Here is a 20,837-nt window from a genome sequence, read left to right as displayed (position 1 = left end):
TTTCCCTTTTATTCTAATAAAATTAATCAGAAAAAACAAAATATTGGGAAAAATATCAAAAAAACGTTTTAATTAGAAAAAAACTATGGAAAAGAATAACAGGTGATAGTATAATTATTATGTAATCATACTAAAGATATATTTTTTTAATAGACTACTAAATAATAATAATCGAAAGGGCATTTTATGATTGAAACAATATTAATTTCTTTAATATTTTGTAAAATAAAAAAATTAAAAATAAAGCCTTTATTTAAAAGTTGGACAATATATCCAGTACTATTTATGGAATTAGTATATTTGTTTGTACAAGCTAATATACTTATGGAAAATTACTGGGTAATAAATTATGTAGGAATATTAAAAACATTATATTTATGTTCATATTTACCAATGATATTTAAATATAGGCAATACATATCAGCTATAATAGGTTCTATATTTGTTATTATTGGAGGATTATTAAATGATATAGCCATATCTGCTAATAATGGATTTATGCCAGTTTTTCCAACACTATCTTTTTTTACTGGATATGCCAAGATAGAAGCCTTTGATAAAGTAAATGATATACATATATTAGGAGATTATACTACTAAATTGAAGTTACTAACTGATATATTTGATATTGGATATAGTGTGCTTAGTATAGGTGATATATTTATAAGAGTTTATGTATTTCTTGTAATTTATAATGTAGTAAAACAACTAAATACATCAAAAGAGAAAATAATATAATTATTTTATTAAAGAACTCATAAGAAGGAGAGAAGTCATGTTAAAATTACAACCAATAGAGTTTTTCTTAAGGGTATTACCGGAGGGATTTCTTTTTATATTTGCTATTTATGTATTTTCAAAAGTAAGAATAAATAAGAAAAAGTACATAGTATCTAGTTTAATACTGTCTACTTTAATATATATAATAAGAATGCTTCCAATAAGTTATGGGGTACATACTATATTATCAATGTTATTTTTAGTATTTTTTACTATGTTATATAATAAGATTGATGTAGCAAGAGTAATAAGAAGTATTATATTTATATATGTAATACAATTCTTATCAGAAGGAATTAATATGGTAATAATAAAGCTTATACCTAATTTTGAAATGTTATTTAAAGATCCTATATATAAAACAATACTAGGATTGCCATCGTTAATTATAGCAGGATTGATAGTATTAACATTTTATAAAATTTTCAAAAAGAGAGATGAATTTATAGATGTATAATATTGAAAAATTATCAAAAAATATAGCCTATAATTTGAAAGATGAATTAAGATTAGAAGATGAAAAAACTGAGATAATAGAATATGGTTTACATGCATTAATTCATATGTTTATATCTGTTTTATTAGTAGTCATATTTGGATACATATTTAATGTAATGATAGAATCTTTGATTATATCATTTACTATAAGTATTTTTAGAAGATCTTCAGGGGGAGCCCATGCTAGAACATCGTTAAATTGTGCAATAATAGGAGTATTAATTGCTGTAATACCATCTAGTTTATTGTCAAAAATTGTACCTAATATTAATTATGTTATTGCTTTAGGTATTATTATTTTTACAGTTTCGTTATTGATAACATATAAGTTAGCACCTGTAGATACTCCTAATAAGCCGATAAAAAAGTTAGAAAAGATAAAAAGATTAAAAAAAGCATCAATTATAACCTTAGTTATTTATATGCTTATAATAATTATAAATTTATTATTATATAAAGCAAATAGTAGTGAAATATTACTAATATATTCAATATGTATTTATGTTGGAGTAGTTTGGCAAGTATTTACACTTACAAATACTGGGCATTATATAATTAATTTGATTGATACTTTTTTAATAAAAGTTTTAAGTTTTTGGAAGGAGGGGAGTAAAAATGAGAAAGATAAATAATAAAATATTAATGGCTATTGCAGCATTTGCTACAGTTATTGCTTCTACAGTTGCTACATCAGCTTGCTATTGGGCTGCATATCAACCAGAAGAACCAAAATGCTTAAGAGATGAGTAAGATAGATAATAATAAAGATCGGTTTCATTCCGATCTTTATTATTAAAGTGTATATGAGGTGAATAATGTGAATAGTATCAAGCATAATAAAAGAAAACAAATAAATGATATGGTGTCGGTAGTAAAACTATCGTCATTAATGTTCACAGCTATTATATTCTTCCAATATTTTTTCCAAGATAATAAAGTTTTAGATGGATTAGTTAATAAACAATTTATATTTATGGCGGTTGGAGTAGGAACTGTTTTATTACTTTTCATATATGTAGTTTGGTCCTTTTCTGGAAGTTCAAAAGTGAAAAGTAAAAATTTAAAATTTACAATATGGATCGAAAATATATTATTTATGTTAATATTTTTAATAGCTATAATATTTTCTGGCGCAAATGAAAGTGAATATAAAGTTATATTTTTATTTATAATTACAAGTGTTACAATACAGTCTGGATTAAGAAGTGGGTTAACTATAGCGTCAATATCTTCATTAGCAATACTTATAATGGATATTATTTGCATGCCAAATGTTGATGTGAATAAGCATTTTCAAAATGACTTGATATTATCAGGGATTTTTCTTCTTACAGCTTGGCCACTGGGATTTTATGTTAAAATTGAAGGGGAACATATTAATAGGTTAGAAGAATTAGTAAATAAGGATGGACTAACAGGAGTATTTAATCATAGATATTTCCATGATGCATTGAAAGAGAAAATAACATTATCAGAGAAGTATAAAGAACCTACTTCTATGATATTTGTTGATATAGATTATTTTAAGCATTATAACGATTTATATGGACATCAAAAGGGAGACGAAGTTTTAAGAACTATTGGTAGTTTATTAAAAAATAATATAAGGGAAGATGATATTGCAGCGAGATACGGGGGAGAAGAATTTGCTGTGATATTACCAAATACTACAGAAGAAGAGGCTACGTTATTAGCAGACAAATTAAGATTAACTATAGAGGAAACTAAGTTTTATGGTGAAGAAAATCAGCCAAGGGGAGTTTTAACAGCTTCTATGGGTGTTTCTGTTTATCCAGATAAAGCTAAAAATGATGTAGAGCTTATAAAGAGTGCTGATGATGCATTGTATAGAGCAAAATTCTTTAATAAAAATAGAGTTGAGACATATACATCAATATTAGATGAACTTAAGAATGATATAGAAGAAAAAGATATAGAATTAGTCACATCAATTAAAACATTAATAAGTGTAATCAATGCTAAGGATAGATATACATATGGGCATTCAGAGAGAGTAGTGCTATATAGTAGATTGTTAGCAAAGAAATTAAAGTTGAATAAGGTTGATACTGATACATTAATATATTCTGCTTATATGCATGATATAGGGAAGATAAATATAGCACAAGATATATTAATGAAGAAGATGCCATTAACAGCAGAGGAATGGGAGCTATTAAAGCAACATCCAGAAAGTGGAGTTGAAATAATAAGACCCGTAAAATCATTAGAAAAGATGGTACCAATTATATTGCACCACCATGAAAAATATAATGGAACTGGTTATCCAGATGCGTTGAAGGAAGATGAAATTCCTTACTTATCAAGGGTACTTACTGTTGTTGATAGTTTTGATGCAATGACTTCAAATAGACCTTATAATAAAAGGAAAACATATGATGAAGCTATAGTAGAATTAAGAAAGTTTAGTGGAATTCAATTTGATCCAGTTATTGCAGAAAAATTTATAGAAGTAATAAAAGAAAATAAAGATAGATTAGATAATCTTATTTAAGTGAGGGGATAATGGTATCTTCTCGCTTTTATTTTATGATAAAATGTAATTAAAATATAGTTTAAAGAGGTGTGTTTGATGAGAATAGGGATAATTGGTTTAGGTAATATATGCGAAAAAGCTTATTTACCTGTTATTACAGCTTTAGATGGAATAGATATTGTGTTTTGCACTCGTAGTAAGGAAAGATTAAATAGCTTATCAAAAAAATATAGAATAAAGGAATCTGTATCTACTGTTGATGAGTTAATTAATATGAATATCGATGCAGCTTTTGTTCATACAGCTACTGAAAGTCATATAGAAATAATAGAGAAGCTTTTAAATAATAATATTCATGTCTATGTGGATAAGCCTATAAGTTATAGCTATGAAGAAAGTATTAGAGTTTCTAATTTGGCTAAAAAGCTTAATAAAATTTTAATGGTAGGATTTAATAGAAGATTTGCACCAATGTATTCAGAGTTAAAAAGATATGGAATTCCTTCTGTTATTAAATTAGAGAAAAATCGATTGAGTAGTCCAAAGGATCCAATCGTGTTTGTTTTAGATGATTTTATTCATGTTATAGACACTTTAAGATTTTTAACAGGTGATGAGATAGAAAACATAAATGTAAATGGATTAAAGAAAGATGGAGTAATTTATAATCTTGTTGTTACAATGACTAGCAAAAATACAACATGTATAGCTATGATGAATAGAGATAGTGGAGCTAATGAAGAAGAACTAGAATATACTTCATCAGGGAAAAAAGTAATAGTTAGAAATTTAATGGATTCGAGAGTGCTAATAAATAATGCAGAAGAAAATAAATACTTTAAAGATTGGGATACTATTTTGTACAGAAGAGGATTTGAAAGTATAATAAATGAGTTTATTAATTCTGTAAGACTAGGAATTCAGCCAAATCCAACAATAGAAGATGCTTTAAAGACTCATAAAATATGTGATGAAATTTTAAAGAAAATAGATGAAATTTAATAAAGGGATGTCACAGACATCCCTTTATTAAATTTTTATATTCTTATTTGTTAATCTTTTATTAGTATATTCTTTAATAAGTTGATAAGCTACGCTAAATGTTGGTATTCCAATTAGCATACCTATTAATCCAAGGGTACTACCGCCAACTAACATAGCAAGCATAACCCATATTGCAGATAGCCCAACTGAGTTTCCAACAACTTTAGGGTAAATAATATTACCTTCAAATTGTTGTAAGCATAAAATAAATACAATAAACCATAGAGCTTGTATAGGGTTTATTATAAGTATTAAGAATACAGCTGGAATAGTACCAATAAAAGCTCCGAATACCGGAATCAATGCAGTTACTCCAATAAGAACACTAATAAGCAATGAATAAGGCATTGAGAATATATTCATCCCTACAAAGCAAAGAACTCCCAATATAACTGCTTCTATGCATTGACCAGTTATAAATTTTGCAAAAGTAACATTAGCAAGTCTACCTATTTCTATTACTTTATATGCTATATTTTCTTTTGAAAAAGCATACAATGTCTTTTTTAAATGATAGATTAAAGTTTCCTTACTAGCTAGCATATAAATTGTAAGTACTATAGAAAGAACAAAATTAACAACGCCACTAGTTATGTTCATTGTAGTGTTTAATATACTACTAAGAGATGTAGTTAATAATCCTCCAAAGAATTGAAGTAATTCCTTCCATGTGCTCATTAAAGTATCATATAAATTTTGTAGTATCTCAGTTGATGAAATAAATTGATTTATCAAAGTTTCAAAAGACCTTATATATTCAGGGACAGTGTCTAGCAAGGTTGAAACACTTGATATTAACTGAGGAATAACAAATAAAGCTAAGGCTATTATAAGCCCAATAATAGTAATAAATGTTGTTAAAATAGATAATGGTCTTTTTAAATTTCTTACAAAACTTGATTTTTGTTTATCTAAAAAATAAAATACATTTTTTTCAAAAAATTTCATAGGCAAATTCAATACAAATGCCATTGCAAATGCTACGATAAATGGATTTAGTATTCCTAAAATGTTTCCAAATGTACTAATTACATACTTTATGTTTAATAATACAAAATATAGAATAATTAAATATGTTCCAAGTAAAATATTTTGCTTAAATTTATTGTTTATTTCTTTCAAACTTATACATCCTCCAATTGCTTAAGATATAATAAAATATTAAAATCAAGTTTATTTCAGAATTGTTTATTATTACTGCAAAAAAATATTATAATATAATTTTAAATCAATAAGTGAATTAATACCAGTAATAAAGGTTAAATCATTTGTAAAATAAAAATTAAATATATATAATAATAACTGTGAACTAAAATAGTAATGGAGTTGAGAGTATGAGTAAGGTACAGGTAAGGAAGATAACAACATTAGCAGATACAAAATATTTAAAGTTATATAACGCGGATTACATAAATAAAAAGGGCGTTTTAAGGAGCTGGACTATAGCATCAAGGAAGGATTTGGAAACTATAAATGATAAGTATTTTCATGGAGCAGAAGATAAAATAGATGCTGTTGTAATAGTCGCAAAACATGTAAAAGAAGATAAATTAGTTATGATAAGACAATACAGAGTTCCTATAAATGGATATATTATTGAATTACCAGCTGGACTTATAGATAATAATGAAAGCTTTGAAGAAGCGGTAAAGAGAGAATTAAAAGAAGAAACAGGGCTAAATCTTATAAACATAGATTATAAAAATACCAAGGAGAAGGTTTATGTATCTGCAGGTATGACTGATGAATCTATAGCACTTGTTCAATGTACATGTGATGGTGAAATATCATCAGAAAACTTAGAAGATGATGAAGATATAGAAGTTATAATGGTTTCAAAAGAAGAAGCAAGGAAACTTATAAATTCAAATGAAGATATAGATGTTAAAGCGTTGCTTGCAATGCAAAATTTTATATTAAGCTAAAAAGGTAGGGACTATCCCTACCTTTTCTAATAAATTTTCCAAAATGAGATAAAATATTAAGGACTATTGTGTATAAGAGGTGCTAAAATGAGAGACGAAATTATGAGCAATAAAAGAGAATATTTTAATAATTTTGGTATGGACGAAGATGTAGTAGAAAAGGTGAAAAAAGAGCTTTCATATATAAAACAATCAGGATATTTCACTGGAGAAAATAATGTGAAAATATATTATGAAAAATATAAACCTAAAAAAGAAATAGGTAAAATAGTCATTGCACACGGCTTTACTGAATGTATAGAAAAATACAGGGAAATAATATATTACTTTATAAGAGAAGGATACTCAGTCTATATAATGGAGCACAGGGGACACGGTAGGTCAGGAAAACTAGGAGTAAAGGATAAAACACAAGTAAATGTTGAGAATTTCAATTACTATATTGAGGATTTTAAAAAGTTTCTTGACAATATAGTAATTAAAAATAATAAAAGGTTATACTTATTCTCTCATTCCATGGGAGGTGCAATAGGTGCTATGTTTATAGAAAAATATCCAGAGTATTTTTGTAAGGCTATTTTATCATGTCCCATGTTTCAAATAGCAATAGGAAAGGTTCCATGTTGTTTAGCTAGAGCTATAGCCAAAATAAGTATATGCCTTGGTAAGGGCGATGAATTTATATTTGGTAATATGCCTTATGAAAGTACATACGATTTTATATTAGCATCAACATCGAATGAAAGTAGGTATAGAGCATATTATAAAGAGATAGTATGCAATGAAAAGATACAAAGAGGTGGGGGATCTTTCAGATGGTTATATGAATCTTTAAAGGCAATTAAGTATATATTTAAGAAGAAACATATAGAAAGAATAAAGATACCAGTTTTGATTTTTCAAGCTGGAAATGATACTTTAGTTGGGGAAAGAGGAGAAAGACGATTCTCAGAAAAATGTGATAAATGTGAATTAGTTAGATTTGAAAATGCTAAACATGAACTTTACTTAGAAAATGATGATGTACTAGTTCCTTATTTAGAAAAAATATTTAATTTTTTAGAAAGTTGAAATAATATTATAAAAAATATTTAATTAGTTAATATAATTATTGAAAGTATGCAGTTAATATAATTATTTATATTAAACAGGCTATATAAAACAGGCTATATAAAAATATACGCCTGTTTTTAGTATTAACAATAGTATTATTAAAAAATATGATATTATATAAGTTACAATAAGGAGGGATATTAAAATGCAGGAGATACTGAAGTTAAAAGATAAGAGTGGGAATAGGGTTGATGCAAAATATAGAGAATTAGATTTAAGCTATATAGATCAAATAATGGAGCTACAAGATATAATAATAGATGGATTAGAAGATAAGCAATTATATGCTCCTACAGAAAAGAATGAATTCATAGCATATTTTAAAAAAGGTGCTAAAATAATAGGCTATTTAAATGAAAAAGAAGAGTTAATTGCTATGGCAGTTTATATAAAAAAAGGATATGAAAAAGGGAATTACGGATATGATTTGGATCTAGAAGGAGAAAAGTTGCTTAAAGTTGGTCAAGTTGAATCAACTGTAGTTAGAAGTGATTATAGAGGAAATGGTCTTCAAAGAATACTTTGTGAAAAAATTGAAGATATAGCTAAAGAAGATAATGTTAAATTATTAACATCAACAGCGTCACCATATAATAAGTATAGTGTTAATACATTTGAAAACTTAGGATATAAGATTAGAAAAGATAAAATTAAGTATGGCGGATTAAGAAGGTATGTATTGGCTAAAGAATTATAAAAAGTAGGGGATGTATCAAAATAAATTTTAATATTGGCCTATAACAAGAGAAGCTCTAATTTGAGCTTCTCTTTTGGCACATATATAAATAATAAAGAAAAATTTCTATTTAAGCTTAAAAAAGTCTTTAAGCAAGTAGAATCAATGGTTTAAAAGGGGCTCGCGAAACGCGAGCCCCTTTATAAAAATAAGAGATTAACTTTTTAAGACTATAAAGCTTACTTGAAATTGAATAAATTTTATATTAAATAGATTTCTGAGACTGAGCATCTTTTTAATATAAAAATAAAAAGATATTTAGAAATGCAAAGCTAATATAAGTTATTAGAAAATAATTAGGCAATATAGTTCAAATTAAAAAAAATACTAGTTGATTAAATCTGAGTAATTTAGTATGATATAATTAATTCAGAGTGAAATAATAAGGATTAATTTAAATATACTTAAAATAAATTCAAACATAATTAAGGAGATGTAAATATGAATGATGTTTTATTAAATATAAATGGGTTAAAAACAGCTGTAGAAGGAAAAGAAATTCTTAAAGGCTTAGATTTAAAGATAAATAAAGGTGAAATTCACGTTATAATGGGACCAAATGGTGCTGGAAAATCAACATTAGCTAATACTTTAATGGCTCATCCAAAATATAAGCAAGTTGAAGGCGAAGTTACATTTGAAGGTGAAGATATAACAGAATTAAAAACTGATGAAAGAGCTAAAAAAGGCTTATTCTTATCATTCCAACATCCAGAAGAAGTACCAGGTATAACTGTAGAAAACTTCATAAGAAGCGCTAAAATAGCTAAGGATGGACAATTAATTAAGTTCTTAAAGTTTGATAAAGATTTAAAGAATAATATGAAAGAATTAAAAATGGATAACGAATATGCAAAGAGATATTTAAATGTAGGTTTCTCAGGTGGAGAAAAGAAAAAAAATGAAATATTACAAATGCTTATGCTAAGTCCTAAATTAGCAATACTAGATGAAACTGACTCAGGTTTAGATGTAGATGCTATAAGAATAGTTTCACAAGGTATAAAGATGTTTGCAAATGAGGAAAATGGAGTGTTAATAATAACACATAATACAAAGATACTTGAAAACTTAAAGGCTGACTATGTTCATGTATTAGTTAACGGAAAAATAGTTAAAACTGGAGATGCAACATTAGCTAAAGAAATAGAACAAAACGGATATGAAGCTTTTAAAGCAGAAGCAGCAATGTAATATGGAGGTGAATACTTTGGAAATAAAGAAGAAGACCTATGTAGATGATATGGATAGAGGTGTCTACGATGTTAAAAATGAAGACAGATTTGACTTCAAGGCAGATAAAGGCTTAACAAAGGAAATCGTAGAAACTATATCTAAAGAAAAAGAAGAACCAGAATGGATGAGAGAATTTAGATTAAAATCTCTTGATATATATAATGAAATTAAGCTTCCAACTTGGGGACCATCATTAGATGAGTTAGATATGAATAACATAGTTACATATGTTAGACCAAAATCAAAGCTAAATGAAAGTTGGGAAGAGGTTCCTGAAGATATTAAAAAGACATTTGATCTTTTAGGAATACCAGAAGCAGAAAAAAAATCATTAGCTGGAGTTGGAGCTCAATATGATTCAGAAGTTGTTTATCATAGTATAAGAGAAGATCTTGTTAAGCAAGGTGTAATTTATACAGATATGGAAACAGCAGTTAAAGAATATGAAGATATAGTTAGAGAATACTTTATGAAATGTGTTGCTCCAAGTGATCATAAATTTGCTGCACTTCATGGAGCTGTATGGTCAGGTGGATCATTTGTATATGTACCAAAAGGTGTAAATGTGGATATTCCACTACAATCTTATTTTAGATTAAACTCACCAGGTGCAGGTCAATTTGAACACACATTAATAATAGTGGAAGAAGGAGCTACACTTCACTTTATAGAAGGATGTTCAGCACCTAAATATAACATGACTAATCTTCATGCAGGATGTGTTGAGTTATTTGTAAAAGAAGGAGCTACTCTTAGATACAGTACAATAGAAAACTGGTCAAAGAATATGCTTAACTTAAATACAAAGAGAGCTATAGTTGAAAAGAACGGAAGAATAGAATGGGTATCAGGATCATTTGGATCAAAGATATCAATGCTTTATCCTATGAGTATTTTAAAAGGAGAAGGTGCAAGAGCAGAATTTACAGGAGTATCTTTTGCTGGTAAAGGTCAAAACTTAGATACTGGAGCAAAAATAATTCATGCAGCACCAAATACTTCTTCAACAATAAACTCAAAATCTATTTCAAAAAATGGAGGGGCAGCTACTTACAGAGGCGTTGTAAAAGTAAATGCAAATGCTTATAATTCTAAATCAGTAGTGTCATGTGAATCACTAATGTTAGATAACTTATCTAAATCTGATACTATACCAGTTATAGATTTAATGAATGATGATGTTGAAATAGGACATGAAGCTAAAATAGGTAAAATTAGTGATGAAGCTATATTCTATCTAATGAGTAGAGGAATAAGTGAAGAAGAAGCTAAGTCAATGATAGTAAGAGGATTCGTTGAACCTATATCAAAAGAATTACCACTAGAATATGCGGTAGAAATGAATAATTTAATTAAGCTTGAATTAGAAGGGAGCATTGGATAATGAATAATAATTTAAATTTCAATAATTTAAATAAGACTCCTGTAAGAACTAAAAGCTGGTTAAATGTTAATGATATAACATTAAGAGATTATAAAGCTCCTGAAATAGGAAGTTTTAATAATGATAAAATAACTGGTAATGATTTAGAAGGAGTTACAATAGAAAAACTTAATAAGGGAAATGTATTTCCATTAAATAAGAAGTTTATCTATGGAGTTTCAGATGAAATAGTAAATCAAGGTGAATTTGATTTTAATAAAGGATATATAGTAAATATAGCTAAGAATTCTAAGGTTGAAGAACCAATAATTATAGAATTTAATATGGATAATGAAAACAATACTTTAGTAGATAATATACTAATAGTTGCTGAAGAAGATTCTAATGCCAAAGTTATCATAAAATATAATTCATTAGATGATAGTGAAGGATATCATAATGGTGTCTGTAAGATATTTAGTAAGAACAATAGCAACATTCAAGTTGTTAAAGTAAACTTGCTAAACAAAAATACGATGAATTTAGATTCAAACCTTTCAGATGTTGGATACAATGGTAAAGTTGATTTTGTTTCAATAGACTTAGGCGGAAAAAATAGTATCACAAATTATCATGGTGATTTACTTGAAGATAATTCTGAATCAACACTTAGTTCAATTTACTTAGGTGGAGATAAGAAAGTTATAGATATGAATTATGTTATGACTCATAAAGGAAGAAGAAGTAAGTCAGAAATAACAACTAAGGGAGCCTTAAAGGGAGAAGCAAACAAAATATTCAGAGGAACTCTTGATTTCAAGAGAGGAGCTTCAAGAAGTGTTGGAGTAGAAGATGAATATTGTATGATACTATCTCCAAAAGTTGAGGGAAAAGCTCTTCCACTATTACTTTGTGAAGAAGATGATGTATCTGGAGAACATGCAGCAGCTTCAGGTAAAATAGATGAAGCAAAACTATTCTACTTAATGAGTAGAGGCTTAAACTATAATGATGCTAGAAGAGTGATTATAGAAGGTGCCTTTAATCCAATAATAGATAAAATAGATAATGAAAATATAAGAGAAGCAATATTAGCTTCAATAAAGGAATGTTTGGATAATGAATAATAGAAATTTTTTAAAGGATTTTCCTACATTAAATAAAGAAAGAAATGGAAAGAGAATAGTTTATTTAGATAGTGCTGCTACAACACAAAAGCCTAGTTCTGTTATAAATTCTATAAAAGATTATTATGAACAATCTAATGCAAATCCTCATAGAGGGGCATATGAATTAAGTGTACTTGCAACAGAAGCTTATGATGAAGCAAGAGAAAAGGTTAAAAAATTTATAAACGCAAAATATAGAGAAGAAATAATTTTCACTAAAAACGCAACTGAATCATTTAATCTTTTAGCTATGTCATATGGAATGAATTTTATAAGTGAAGGTGATGAAATAGTAATTTCAATTGCGGAACATCATTCAAATTTAATTCCATGGCAACAAGTAGCAAAAGCTAAAGGTGCAATTCTTAAATATATGTACACTGATGAAAATGGTGAGCTTACAGAAGAAGAAGTAAGAAGTAAGATTACTGAAAAAACAAAGATTGTAAGTATAACACATGTATCTAATGCATTAGGAACAATAAATCCTGTAAAGGAAATTGCAGAATATGCGCATTCAAAAGGTGCTGTAGTTATAGTTGATGGAGCACAAAGTGTTCCACATATGAAAGTAGATGTAAGAGACATAAATGCAGACTTTTTAGTAATTGCAGGCCATAAGCTATTAGCACCAATGGGCATAGGTGTATTATATGGTAAAAAAGAACTACTAGACAAAATGCCACCTTTAATGTTTGGCGGAGATATGGTAGAGTATGTATATGAACAAGATACTACGTTCAACGTATTACCATATAAATTTGAAGCAGGTACTCAAAATGTTGAAGGTGCAGTAGGTTTATCAAAGGCAATAGATTACTTAAATGAAATAGGCATGGAGAACATAGAAAAAATTGAAAAAGAACTAATGACTTATGCATATGAAGAAATGAGTAAGCTTGAATACGTGAAAATATATGGACCAAAGGATATTGAAAAAAGAGGTGGAGTTTTATCTTTTGAAATAGATGGAGTACACCCACATGACGTAGCTTCAATATTTGATACTTTTGGAGTTTGTATAAGAGCTGGTAATCACTGTGCACAACCTTTAATGAGATATATGGGAATAAATGCAACATCTAGAGCAAGTATATATTTTTATAATACAAAAGAAGATGTTGATAGATTAATAGAAGCAGTAAAACAAACATATGATATGTTTGCAAAATGGAGGTAATATTAATGGATTTAAATGCTATATATACGGAACTTATAATGGAGCACAGTACTTCAAGACATAACAGAAGAAAGCTAGATAATCCAGATTTATCTGAAAAAGGTCATAATCCAAGTTGTGGTGATGAAATAACATTAGAGTTAAAAATGAATGGAGATATTATAGAAGACTTAGCATTTACTGGTCAAGGTTGTGCGATATCTCAAGCATCAACTTCAATGATGATTGATCTTATTAAAGGTAAAGATAAAGAAGAAGCCTTAAAACTTGTAGAAACATTTATTGGAATGATAAAAAGAGAAATAAATGATGAAGATGAACTTGAAGCTTTAGAAGATGCTATAGTTTTAAAAAATATATCAAATATGCCAGCTAGAGTAAAGTGTGCTGTTCTTGCTTGGCATACTTTAAAAGAAGCTATTAGTGAAGAAAACTAATAAAAGGTTAGGAAACTTTTGATTTCCTAACCTTTTATTATAGATATAATAAAGATCATTAGGTTTTAGAAGATATAGCTCAATATATATAAGTATTTTATAATAATTTTAAAAATTAAGACTATTTAATCTTTAGAGTTAAAAATAGGCATTTGTATGTACAAGCTTTTATATGATAGAATAAATTCACTATAATTTTAATTTAAGGAGAATGAATAAATGGAAGGAAGTCCCGGGAGTAGTTTTATTTTAATTTTAATATTGGTAGTAGTTAATGCATTTTTTGCATCTGCTGAAATGGCAATAGTATCATTAAATAAAACAAAAATAAACATATTAGCAGAAGAAGGAAATAAGAAAGCAATACTATTGAAAAACATACTAAAGGAGCCTAATAACTTCTTATCTACAATCCAAGTTGGAATAACATTTGCAGGTTTCTTTGCATCAGCATCGGCTGCAACATCAATTTCAGTTGGTTTTGCAAACATATTAAAGAATATTAATATTCCTTATAGTGAAAGTATTGCATTAGTTATAACAACATTAGCTATTTCATATTTAACATTAGTTCTTGGAGAATTAGTACCTAAGAGAATAGCACTTCAAAATTCAGAAAAAGTTGCTATGTTTTCTATAAAAACGATAATTCTAGTATCAAAAATAACTAAGCCATTTGTATGGTTTTTATCATTTTCAACTAATATTATTCTTAAGATTTTTGGATTTAAAACAGAAGGAATTGAAGAACAAATATCTAGGGAAGAAATTAGAAGTCTTATAGAAATTGGTGAAGAAAATGGAGCTATAAATCAAGTCGAAAGAGAAATGATAGATGGAATAATCGAATTTGATGATACTACAGCTAAAAAGATAATGACACCAAGAACAGAAACATTTTTATTAGATGTGGATGAAGATATTAGAGATTGTATTAAAACTATCTTAGATGAAAACTTTTCAAGAATACCTGTATATGAAGATGAAATAGATAATATTATAGGTATATTGCATATGAAGGATTTATTTGCAAGTATCGTTGAAAAGGGTATAGATAATGTAAAAATAAGAGATTTAATAAAAGATCCATGTTTCTTTATTGAAACAAAGAGTATAGATGACTTATTTAAAGAATTAAAAGATAAAAAGGCTTATATAGCTATTTTAATAGATGAGTACGGTGGATTTTCAGGTATAGTAACAATGGAAGACATTATAGAAGAAGTAATGGGAGAAATCCTAGACGAGTATGATGATAAATTAGATGTTGAAAAAATAGATGATAAAAACTTTGTTGTTAGTGGATTAATGACTTTATCAGACTTAAATGATTATTTAGATATAGAATTAGAGTCAGAAGTTGCCGACACTATAGGGGGATTTTTCATTGAAAAGCTTGGAGAAATTCCAACTACAACTAAAAATTGTGAAGTTGTAGCAGATGATATAACCCTTAGATTAGTAAAATTAGATGATAGAAGAATAGATAGAATTCATTTAATTATAAATAATAAAGAAAAGAAAAATGAAAAATTAAATGAAAATAGCTAAATAAATTCTTATTAAAAATGAATAATGCTCCTTTATAAATTAAACACTAATATAAAGGAGTGTGAAAACATGAATACAGAAGCTAAAGAACTAAATAAAGAATTAGAAGGAATTATAATGGGGGAAAATGAGATAGCAAGATTAAAAGAAAGAGCTACTGATTATAAAGTTATAGAACTTCTAGATAAAGTATTGATAACAGTTCAAAAAAATAAGGATTTAATAGTAAAAGAAATTGAAGAATTAAATGAAAAAGTAACTTATGACGAAGGTATTTGGGGAAAACTTTTAGAGGTGTTTAATAGCATTAAAGAAATGAACGTAGATACTGATAAGGAAATACTACAAACAGCTATTAAAGGTACAGAAATGGGATTTAAAGCTATTTTAGATTTCTTAATAAAAGACAATAATATACATGAGCATTTAAAGAAAAACTTAATAGAAGTATCAGATGAATATGCAAAGTTAATAAAATCTATGCAAGAATATTTATTAAAATTAACTTAAAGATACTTTTATTAATATATATGAATAAATTTACTAGATTAAAGCAAAATAAATTTAGTAAGGTAAAGGAGTGTATATTATGAGTGAAAAAATAATGTCTTTTAGTGATGAAAATGGAAATAAAATAGAATATGCAATATTAGAACAAAAATTAATATGTGGAAGTGAATATGTTGCTATGGCACCAGTTAAAGATAAGTCACATATTGAAATATATAAGATAAAATTTGATAAGAACTGGAATGAAAGCTTAAGTGAGGTAGAATCCGAAAAGGAAATAAACATGTTTAAGCAAGTTTCAAGTTTGAAATTTTAATTAAAAAATAAGCCAGAATAGAACTATCTATTCTGGCTTATTTTTTTAATTAAAATCATGGTAACAAATAAAAATGCCAATGAATAATATGAAGTAAAATAATTCTAGGAGCAATAAAGAATGAATAGTTATAATTTAATTATGAAACTCCAAGCAAAAATGCAAGATCCAAGATTTGCCGAAAGGTTCAATAGAATAGTAACTGAATTTAATAGTATTCCAGGAGTTCAACAAGAAGTTATGAGAATAGCACAGATAGAAGATGAGAAAAAAAGAGAAAAAGCTATATCAAAACTTCCTGATAGGGTAAAAAAACTTGTTAGAGAAGTTTATTCGTTATTAAATGAATAAGCTTATTAAGTTATTAATTATACTTAATAAGATAAACAGCAAACATTATAAAAAGTATTAACCAAAAGAAGGAACCATTCATATATTATATATTATGAGTATTATACAAGGAGATAAAAAAGATGGAAACAAATTATGAATTCAATAATGATAATTTTGAAGAAATATTAAGAAGAATTCAGAATGAAGAATCAAACCAATTTGTAGAAGAGGATTCAATAGATAATAATTTAATAGATAATGATTCATTCTTTGAAAATGATAATTTTGCAGATTTAGTGAATTTCGAAGAAGATATCGATAATGAAAATAATGAAAATAATGAATTTCTTGGCGAGGAACGTTTCGATGCATTTAATAATGAAGAATTCCGTGGTGGCTGTGGCAATAATAGCGGAATAATAAATTGTCGTCGATGCTTTGAAAGAGGATTAAGAGTGGGAGAAGAAAGAGGCTTTAGAAGAGGCTTTAGATGTGGTTTAATCAATGGGAGAGAGCAAGGGAGACGTGAAGGATATTCAGAAGGATTTAGAGATGGATTCAGAAACGGTGTTTCTAGAGCAGAAGAATTAGCTAGGGCTAGTTTTGAAAGAGGTCTTAGACAAGGCTTTAGACAAGGGTTTAGGCAAGGCTTTGATAGAGGATTTAGAGAAGGTTGCAGGGTAGGTTTTCAAAGAGGCGTTAGAGTTGGATTTAGAAGAGGACGTGAAGATGCAATTAGAGAAATGATGAGATTCTTAAACAGTATGAGCCGAGGAAATAACAATAATAATAGAAATAACAATGGTTGTTGGAGATCTTGTTAATATAAAAATAATCTAATTCGATAATAATATGATAAGACCAGTATAGTAAATACTATACTGGTTTATTTTTTTAGAATCATTTTATTATTGATGTCATATTGATAAGTTAGAAGGAGGAGATATAATGAAAAATTTTTTTATATTGCAAAGACCTAATAAAAACTATCAAATGAGTAATATGGAGCAATTTATTCCAATAATAATAATGATATTAATAATAGTGTTATTAGTAGTCTATAGAAATAAGATAAGAAGAAATGATAAGATTGAAAAAATGATAAGATATACATTAACAGGTTTATCCTCAATTATATTTATATTTTATTATTTGATAACATGGTTAATCAATGGAGTAAAAGTAGATAATTTGCCTATACATCTTTGCTATATTGTAAATATACTTTGTATTATTTTGGGATTTACAAAAAGCAAAAAAATATATGATTTTGTTATTTGCTATGGAGTTATAGGCGGAGTAGCGAGTCTAATATCTATGGATACTTCTTTATCTAGCATGTACTTAAAATATTATCAGTTTATGATATCTCATATTTCAATAATAGTAATTCCAATATACTTTTTATTAGTACATAGATATTATCTAAAGGAGTATAATGTAATAAAATTATACTTATTATTACAGGTAATGGGTTTTGCAGTCGGGATATTTAATCATAAATTTAATACTAATTATTTCTTTGTATTATTTAATTCAAATTTAGCAGCAAAAGGGACTATTCTTGAAGGGGTAGGAGAAGGATATAATTATTTCATAAATTTAGAGGTATTGGTATTAATATATACAGGATTAATATATCTATTAGCAAAAGTTTTTAATAGAAAAATAAAACATACTGTGTAACATCTAGAGAATAAATATAATTTAAATTGAAATATATTATAATTGAAATATATTTCAATTTAATCTGAGAGTAATATCTAGAATAGATATATGGAATGATTTAACTGTAATTTCATTTTTATTAGAAATGCCAGGATTAATTTGAGTAATTTTAGATATATATTTTTAGAAACTACTTTAATTCTTTAATATTTGGAATAGTAATTATAATTGTATATAAGTTGATATAAAGAAAATAAGAAAATATAGCGTAGATTGTGAGTAATATATAGTGTAATTTTACATAAAATTAATATTATAATAATGAATAATTAATTAAATTTCACTAAAAATCTCCATTTTAAGACTAAATATATTATAATATTATAAAGGTTAAAATAAAAATATTATAGTAAAGAGAGGTATGTAATGAAAGTAAATTGGAATAGTAAATATACAACAATAGCAATATATTCATTTATAGTTGCAATTTCAGTTATATTATTTTATTTAGCCATATCACAAGTAACTATATTTACAGATAAGCTAGATTCTATATTAGTTATTATGCAGCCATTTATAATTGGATTTGCTATTGCATATATAGTGAATTTTTTATTGGACTTTTATGAAAATAAGATTTTTGAAACAAAATATGTGAAAAAGGTAAAGCTAAAATCAAAGAGAGGTATAGCCATACTATTTTCTTATGTAACTGTTTTTTTTATAATTAGTATGTTCATTAAATTTTTATTACCTCAGTTAATTGATAGTGTTGTTGGATTGCTAAATGATATCCCTACATATATAACTAACACTACAAAGTTTGTAAATGAAACAATTTTGAAATTGAATATAGAAGAACAATATTCTCAAGTTCTAATGGATAACTTTAATAACCTAGTTAATTATATAATTAAATTTGTTACGAATTTAATTCCAGCATTAGGAAGCTTTGTAGCAAGTGTTGCATCAAGTATATGGAATGTAATTTTAGGAATAATTATTTCAGTTTATTTATTAATAGATAAAGAAAAGTTATGTGCACTAAGTAAAAAAATAACTTACGGATTACTTCCACAAGTACACGCAGATGAGATTATAAAATTAGTTGATAGAAGTAACTATACATTTGGAAGATTTTTAGTTGGAAAGATAACAGACTCTTTAATTATAGGAGTATTAACATTTTTAATATTAACTATATTTAAAATGCCATATACAATACTGGTTTCAGTTATAGTTGGTATAACTAACATTATACCTTTCTTTGGACCATTTATAGGTGCAGTACCATCATTTATAATAATATTATTTGTATCACCTATACAAGCTTTATGGTTTCTACTGATAATATTCTTTATACAACAATTAGATGGAAATGTAATAGGGCCAAAAATTTTAGGAGATTCAATAGGAATATCAGCTTTTTGGATATTATTTTCTATATTAGTTGCAGGAAAGTTATTAGGTATATTAGGTATGATAATAGGAGTTCCTTTATTTGCTATTTTCTATTCTATAGTTAAGGAATTTATAGAAAGCAGGCTAAGAAAAAAAGGACTAAAAACAGAGACAAAAGAATATATGAAATAAGATTAAAAAATCATGTATATAGAAACTGAATATTCTATATACATGATTTTTAATTTTATATAAGGTTCTATTATCTTAAATTTGAGATTACCAGCTTCCAGAGGAGCCACCTCCATTAGAAGATCCTCCACCGAAACCTCCAAATCCACCAGATCCATCTCCGCCGAAGCCTCCACCTCCGCCACGAGGACCTCGTCTTCCTATATTACTCCAAAAAATTATTTGAAGTAATGAAGAAGAAACTCTTCCACGGTTAAAGAATAAGTCTAAGAAGAAGAAAATAACTAATATTCCTATTAGAATATTTCCTGAAAAGTTACGTGATGTTTCTTGAGATTCCTTTGGAATAGATATATTTAAAGATTTACTTAAAGTAACTCCATATTCCTCAGCAATTAAATCAGTAAAAGCACTATAGCTCTTTATTATACCAGAACCATAGTTTTCATTTTTAAAATCATCCTTAGCTAAAGATTGCATAACTCTGTTACTTAGGGCATCTGGAATAACGCCTTCTAAACCTCTTCCAACCTCAACTCGCCAATTTCTATCGTTTATTGCAACAAGAAGTAATAAACCATTATCTTTATTTTTTTGTCCAATTCCCCAAGAACGAAATAAATTTATAGCATAATTTTCAATTGGAATATTATCTGTAGTATCTACTATTACAACAATAGATTGAGCTCCAGTTTTATCCTCTAGTTCTTTACCCAATGATATAATAGTTTCTATTTCATCTGATTTCAGTATTCCTACATAATCATTTACATATTTATAATTTGTTGGAGAAGGATAATTAGTAGCTGCTGAAACTGTTAATGAAAAACTCAGTATTAATAAAAGAGAAGATACTAAAAGTTTTTTTAATATATTACTAAAATTCAT

23 protein-coding genes are annotated in these 20,837 nt (G+C 27.0%); 21 read left to right on the top strand and 2 right to left on the bottom strand.

What is annotated here, in order from left to right; translation table 11 throughout:
* Positions 1–186: 186 nt before the first annotated feature.
* The 6 genes from NSA50_RS11685 to NSA50_RS11660 all read left to right on the top strand — a co-directional run bounded on the left by NSA50_RS11685 (position 187) and on the right by NSA50_RS11660 (position 4,777).
* Positions 187–738 (top strand): DUF5317 domain-containing protein, encoded by a 552-nt coding sequence (locus NSA50_RS11685; protein WP_257445283.1) that lies wholly within the window; start codon positions 187–189, stop codon positions 736–738.
* 37 nt (positions 739–775) lie between these two features.
* Positions 776–1,237, top strand: coding sequence for a hypothetical protein (locus NSA50_RS11680; RefSeq protein ID WP_257445282.1), 462 nt, complete (start codon positions 776–778; stop codon positions 1,235–1,237).
* Entirely contained in the window at positions 1,230–1,910 is a 681-nt protein-coding gene (locus NSA50_RS11675) for an accessory gene regulator ArgB-like protein (RefSeq protein ID WP_257445281.1), read from the top strand. Before NSA50_RS11680 ends, NSA50_RS11675 begins: the two co-directional genes overlap by 8 nt.
* Positions 1,894–2,028 (top strand): cyclic lactone autoinducer peptide, encoded by a 135-nt coding sequence (locus tag NSA50_RS11670; RefSeq protein WP_257445280.1) that lies wholly within the window; start codon positions 1,894–1,896, stop codon positions 2,026–2,028. The genes NSA50_RS11675 and NSA50_RS11670 overlap by 17 nt, the downstream gene beginning before the upstream one ends.
* Before the next feature lie 67 nt (positions 2,029–2,095).
* Positions 2,096–3,793 (top strand): diguanylate cyclase, encoded by a 1,698-nt coding sequence (locus tag NSA50_RS11665; protein WP_257445278.1) that lies wholly within the window; start codon positions 2,096–2,098, stop codon positions 3,791–3,793.
* A 78-nt stretch (positions 3,794–3,871) separates the two neighbouring features.
* Positions 3,872–4,777 carry a Gfo/Idh/MocA family protein gene (locus NSA50_RS11660; RefSeq protein ID WP_257445276.1) on the top strand — a complete coding sequence of 302 codons (906 nt, stop codon included), beginning with the start codon at positions 3,872–3,874 and terminating at the stop codon, positions 4,775–4,777.
* A gap of 27 nt (positions 4,778–4,804) precedes the next feature.
* Here the strand turns inward: NSA50_RS11660 and NSA50_RS11655 are convergent, their stop codons facing one another.
* On the bottom strand, positions 4,805–5,941 hold the full coding sequence (locus NSA50_RS11655) for an AI-2E family transporter (RefSeq protein WP_257445274.1): 1,137 nt from the start codon (positions 5,939–5,941) through the stop codon (positions 4,805–4,807).
* A gap of 212 nt (positions 5,942–6,153) precedes the next feature.
* Here NSA50_RS11655 and NSA50_RS11650 point away from each other — a divergent pair, with 212 nt between their 5' ends.
* The 15 genes from NSA50_RS11650 to NSA50_RS11580 all read left to right on the top strand — a co-directional run bounded on the left by NSA50_RS11650 (position 6,154) and on the right by NSA50_RS11580 (position 19,949).
* Positions 6,154–6,744, top strand: coding sequence for an NUDIX hydrolase (locus tag NSA50_RS11650; RefSeq protein WP_195262568.1), 591 nt, complete (start codon positions 6,154–6,156; stop codon positions 6,742–6,744).
* A gap of 87 nt (positions 6,745–6,831) precedes the next feature.
* Positions 6,832–7,815, top strand: a complete 984-nt coding sequence (locus tag NSA50_RS11645) for an alpha/beta fold hydrolase (RefSeq protein WP_257445271.1) — start codon at positions 6,832–6,834, stop codon at positions 7,813–7,815.
* Between the two features lie 187 nt (positions 7,816–8,002).
* The gene (locus tag NSA50_RS11640; RefSeq protein ID WP_195262566.1) at positions 8,003–8,554 is read left to right on the top strand and encodes a GNAT family N-acetyltransferase; all 552 of its coding nucleotides are present in this window, start codon (positions 8,003–8,005) and stop codon (positions 8,552–8,554) included.
* Positions 8,555–9,034: 480 nt separating this feature from the next.
* The gene (gene sufC / locus NSA50_RS11635) at positions 9,035–9,787 is read left to right on the top strand and encodes a Fe-S cluster assembly ATPase SufC (RefSeq protein WP_195262565.1); all 753 of its coding nucleotides are present in this window, start codon (positions 9,035–9,037) and stop codon (positions 9,785–9,787) included.
* Positions 9,788–9,803: 16 nt separating this feature from the next.
* Entirely contained in the window at positions 9,804–11,213 is a 1,410-nt protein-coding gene (gene sufB, locus NSA50_RS11630; protein ID WP_279325019.1) for a Fe-S cluster assembly protein SufB, read from the top strand.
* Positions 11,213–12,319 (top strand): Fe-S cluster assembly protein SufD, encoded by a 1,107-nt coding sequence (gene sufD, locus NSA50_RS11625; RefSeq protein WP_257445269.1) that lies wholly within the window; start codon positions 11,213–11,215, stop codon positions 12,317–12,319. Before sufB ends, sufD begins: the two co-directional genes overlap by 1 nt.
* Positions 12,312–13,541: a cysteine desulfurase gene (locus NSA50_RS11620; protein ID WP_195262563.1), complete on the top strand. Its 1,230-nt coding sequence runs from the start codon at positions 12,312–12,314 to the stop codon at positions 13,539–13,541. Before sufD ends, NSA50_RS11620 begins: the two co-directional genes overlap by 8 nt.
* Positions 13,542–13,546: 5 nt before the next feature.
* Positions 13,547–13,978 carry a Fe-S cluster assembly sulfur transfer protein SufU gene (gene sufU, locus NSA50_RS11615; protein WP_142691171.1) on the top strand — a complete coding sequence of 144 codons (432 nt, stop codon included), beginning with the start codon at positions 13,547–13,549 and terminating at the stop codon, positions 13,976–13,978.
* 219 nt (positions 13,979–14,197) lie between these two features.
* A complete protein-coding gene (locus tag NSA50_RS11610; protein ID WP_195262562.1) occupies positions 14,198–15,529 on the top strand; it encodes a hemolysin family protein in 1,332 nt (443 codons plus the stop codon).
* A gap of 69 nt (positions 15,530–15,598) precedes the next feature.
* Positions 15,599–16,039 carry a hypothetical protein gene (locus NSA50_RS11605; RefSeq protein ID WP_195262561.1) on the top strand — a complete coding sequence of 147 codons (441 nt, stop codon included), beginning with the start codon at positions 15,599–15,601 and terminating at the stop codon, positions 16,037–16,039.
* 79 nt (positions 16,040–16,118) lie between these two features.
* Positions 16,119–16,355 (top strand): DUF1292 domain-containing protein, encoded by a 237-nt coding sequence (locus tag NSA50_RS11600; protein ID WP_207733733.1) that lies wholly within the window; start codon positions 16,119–16,121, stop codon positions 16,353–16,355.
* Positions 16,356–16,475: 120 nt separating this feature from the next.
* Positions 16,476–16,706: a hypothetical protein gene (locus NSA50_RS11595; RefSeq protein WP_195262560.1), complete on the top strand. Its 231-nt coding sequence runs from the start codon at positions 16,476–16,478 to the stop codon at positions 16,704–16,706.
* Between the two features lie 122 nt (positions 16,707–16,828).
* Entirely contained in the window at positions 16,829–17,512 is a 684-nt protein-coding gene (locus tag NSA50_RS11590; protein ID WP_257445268.1) for a Yae1 family protein, read from the top strand.
* A gap of 124 nt (positions 17,513–17,636) precedes the next feature.
* On the top strand, positions 17,637–18,374 hold the full coding sequence (locus NSA50_RS11585; RefSeq protein ID WP_257445267.1) for a YwaF family protein: 738 nt from the start codon (positions 17,637–17,639) through the stop codon (positions 18,372–18,374).
* A gap of 408 nt (positions 18,375–18,782) precedes the next feature.
* Positions 18,783–19,949: an AI-2E family transporter gene (locus tag NSA50_RS11580; protein WP_257445266.1), complete on the top strand. Its 1,167-nt coding sequence runs from the start codon at positions 18,783–18,785 to the stop codon at positions 19,947–19,949.
* Between the two features lie 87 nt (positions 19,950–20,036).
* Here NSA50_RS11580 and NSA50_RS11575 read toward each other — a convergent pair whose 3' ends face one another.
* Positions 20,037–20,837, bottom strand: coding sequence for a TPM domain-containing protein (locus tag NSA50_RS11575; protein WP_257445265.1), 801 nt, complete (start codon positions 20,835–20,837; stop codon positions 20,037–20,039).

It is taken from the genome of Clostridium mucosae, from assembly GCF_024622765.1.
Lineage (GTDB): Bacteria > Bacillota > Clostridia > Clostridiales > Clostridiaceae > Clostridium.
The sequence above is the reverse complement of the archived record's forward strand: the minus strand, read 5'-3'. Positions and strand labels throughout refer to the sequence as shown.

Coding starts and splice junctions, on each gene's coding strand:
- NSA50_RS11685 (WP_257445283.1), top strand. CDS start 187: ATGATTGAAACAATATTAATTTCTTTAATATTTTGTAAAATAAAAAAA.
- NSA50_RS11680 (WP_257445282.1), top strand. CDS start 776: ATGTTAAAATTACAACCAATAGAGTTTTTCTTAAGGGTATTACCGGAG.
- NSA50_RS11675 (WP_257445281.1), top strand. CDS start 1,230: ATGTATAATATTGAAAAATTATCAAAAAATATAGCCTATAATTTGAAA.
- NSA50_RS11670 (WP_257445280.1), top strand. CDS start 1,894: ATGAGAAAGATAAATAATAAAATATTAATGGCTATTGCAGCATTTGCT.
- NSA50_RS11660 (WP_257445276.1), top strand. CDS start 3,872: ATGAGAATAGGGATAATTGGTTTAGGTAATATATGCGAAAAAGCTTAT.
- NSA50_RS11650 (WP_195262568.1), top strand. CDS start 6,154: ATGAGTAAGGTACAGGTAAGGAAGATAACAACATTAGCAGATACAAAA.
- NSA50_RS11645 (WP_257445271.1), top strand. CDS start 6,832: ATGAGAGACGAAATTATGAGCAATAAAAGAGAATATTTTAATAATTTT.
- NSA50_RS11640 (WP_195262566.1), top strand. CDS start 8,003: ATGCAGGAGATACTGAAGTTAAAAGATAAGAGTGGGAATAGGGTTGAT.
- sufC (WP_195262565.1), top strand. CDS start 9,035: ATGAATGATGTTTTATTAAATATAAATGGGTTAAAAACAGCTGTAGAA.
- sufD (WP_257445269.1), top strand. CDS start 11,213: ATGAATAATAATTTAAATTTCAATAATTTAAATAAGACTCCTGTAAGA.
- NSA50_RS11620 (WP_195262563.1), top strand. CDS start 12,312: ATGAATAATAGAAATTTTTTAAAGGATTTTCCTACATTAAATAAAGAA.
- sufU (WP_142691171.1), top strand. CDS start 13,547: ATGGATTTAAATGCTATATATACGGAACTTATAATGGAGCACAGTACT.
- NSA50_RS11610 (WP_195262562.1), top strand. CDS start 14,198: ATGGAAGGAAGTCCCGGGAGTAGTTTTATTTTAATTTTAATATTGGTA.
- NSA50_RS11605 (WP_195262561.1), top strand. CDS start 15,599: ATGAATACAGAAGCTAAAGAACTAAATAAAGAATTAGAAGGAATTATA.
- NSA50_RS11600 (WP_207733733.1), top strand. CDS start 16,119: ATGAGTGAAAAAATAATGTCTTTTAGTGATGAAAATGGAAATAAAATA.
- NSA50_RS11595 (WP_195262560.1), top strand. CDS start 16,476: ATGAATAGTTATAATTTAATTATGAAACTCCAAGCAAAAATGCAAGAT.
- NSA50_RS11590 (WP_257445268.1), top strand. CDS start 16,829: ATGGAAACAAATTATGAATTCAATAATGATAATTTTGAAGAAATATTA.
- NSA50_RS11585 (WP_257445267.1), top strand. CDS start 17,637: ATGAAAAATTTTTTTATATTGCAAAGACCTAATAAAAACTATCAAATG.
- NSA50_RS11580 (WP_257445266.1), top strand. CDS start 18,783: ATGAAAGTAAATTGGAATAGTAAATATACAACAATAGCAATATATTCA.
- NSA50_RS11575 (WP_257445265.1), bottom strand. CDS start 20,837: ATGAATTTTAGTAATATATTAAAAAAACTTTTAGTATCTTCTCTTTTA.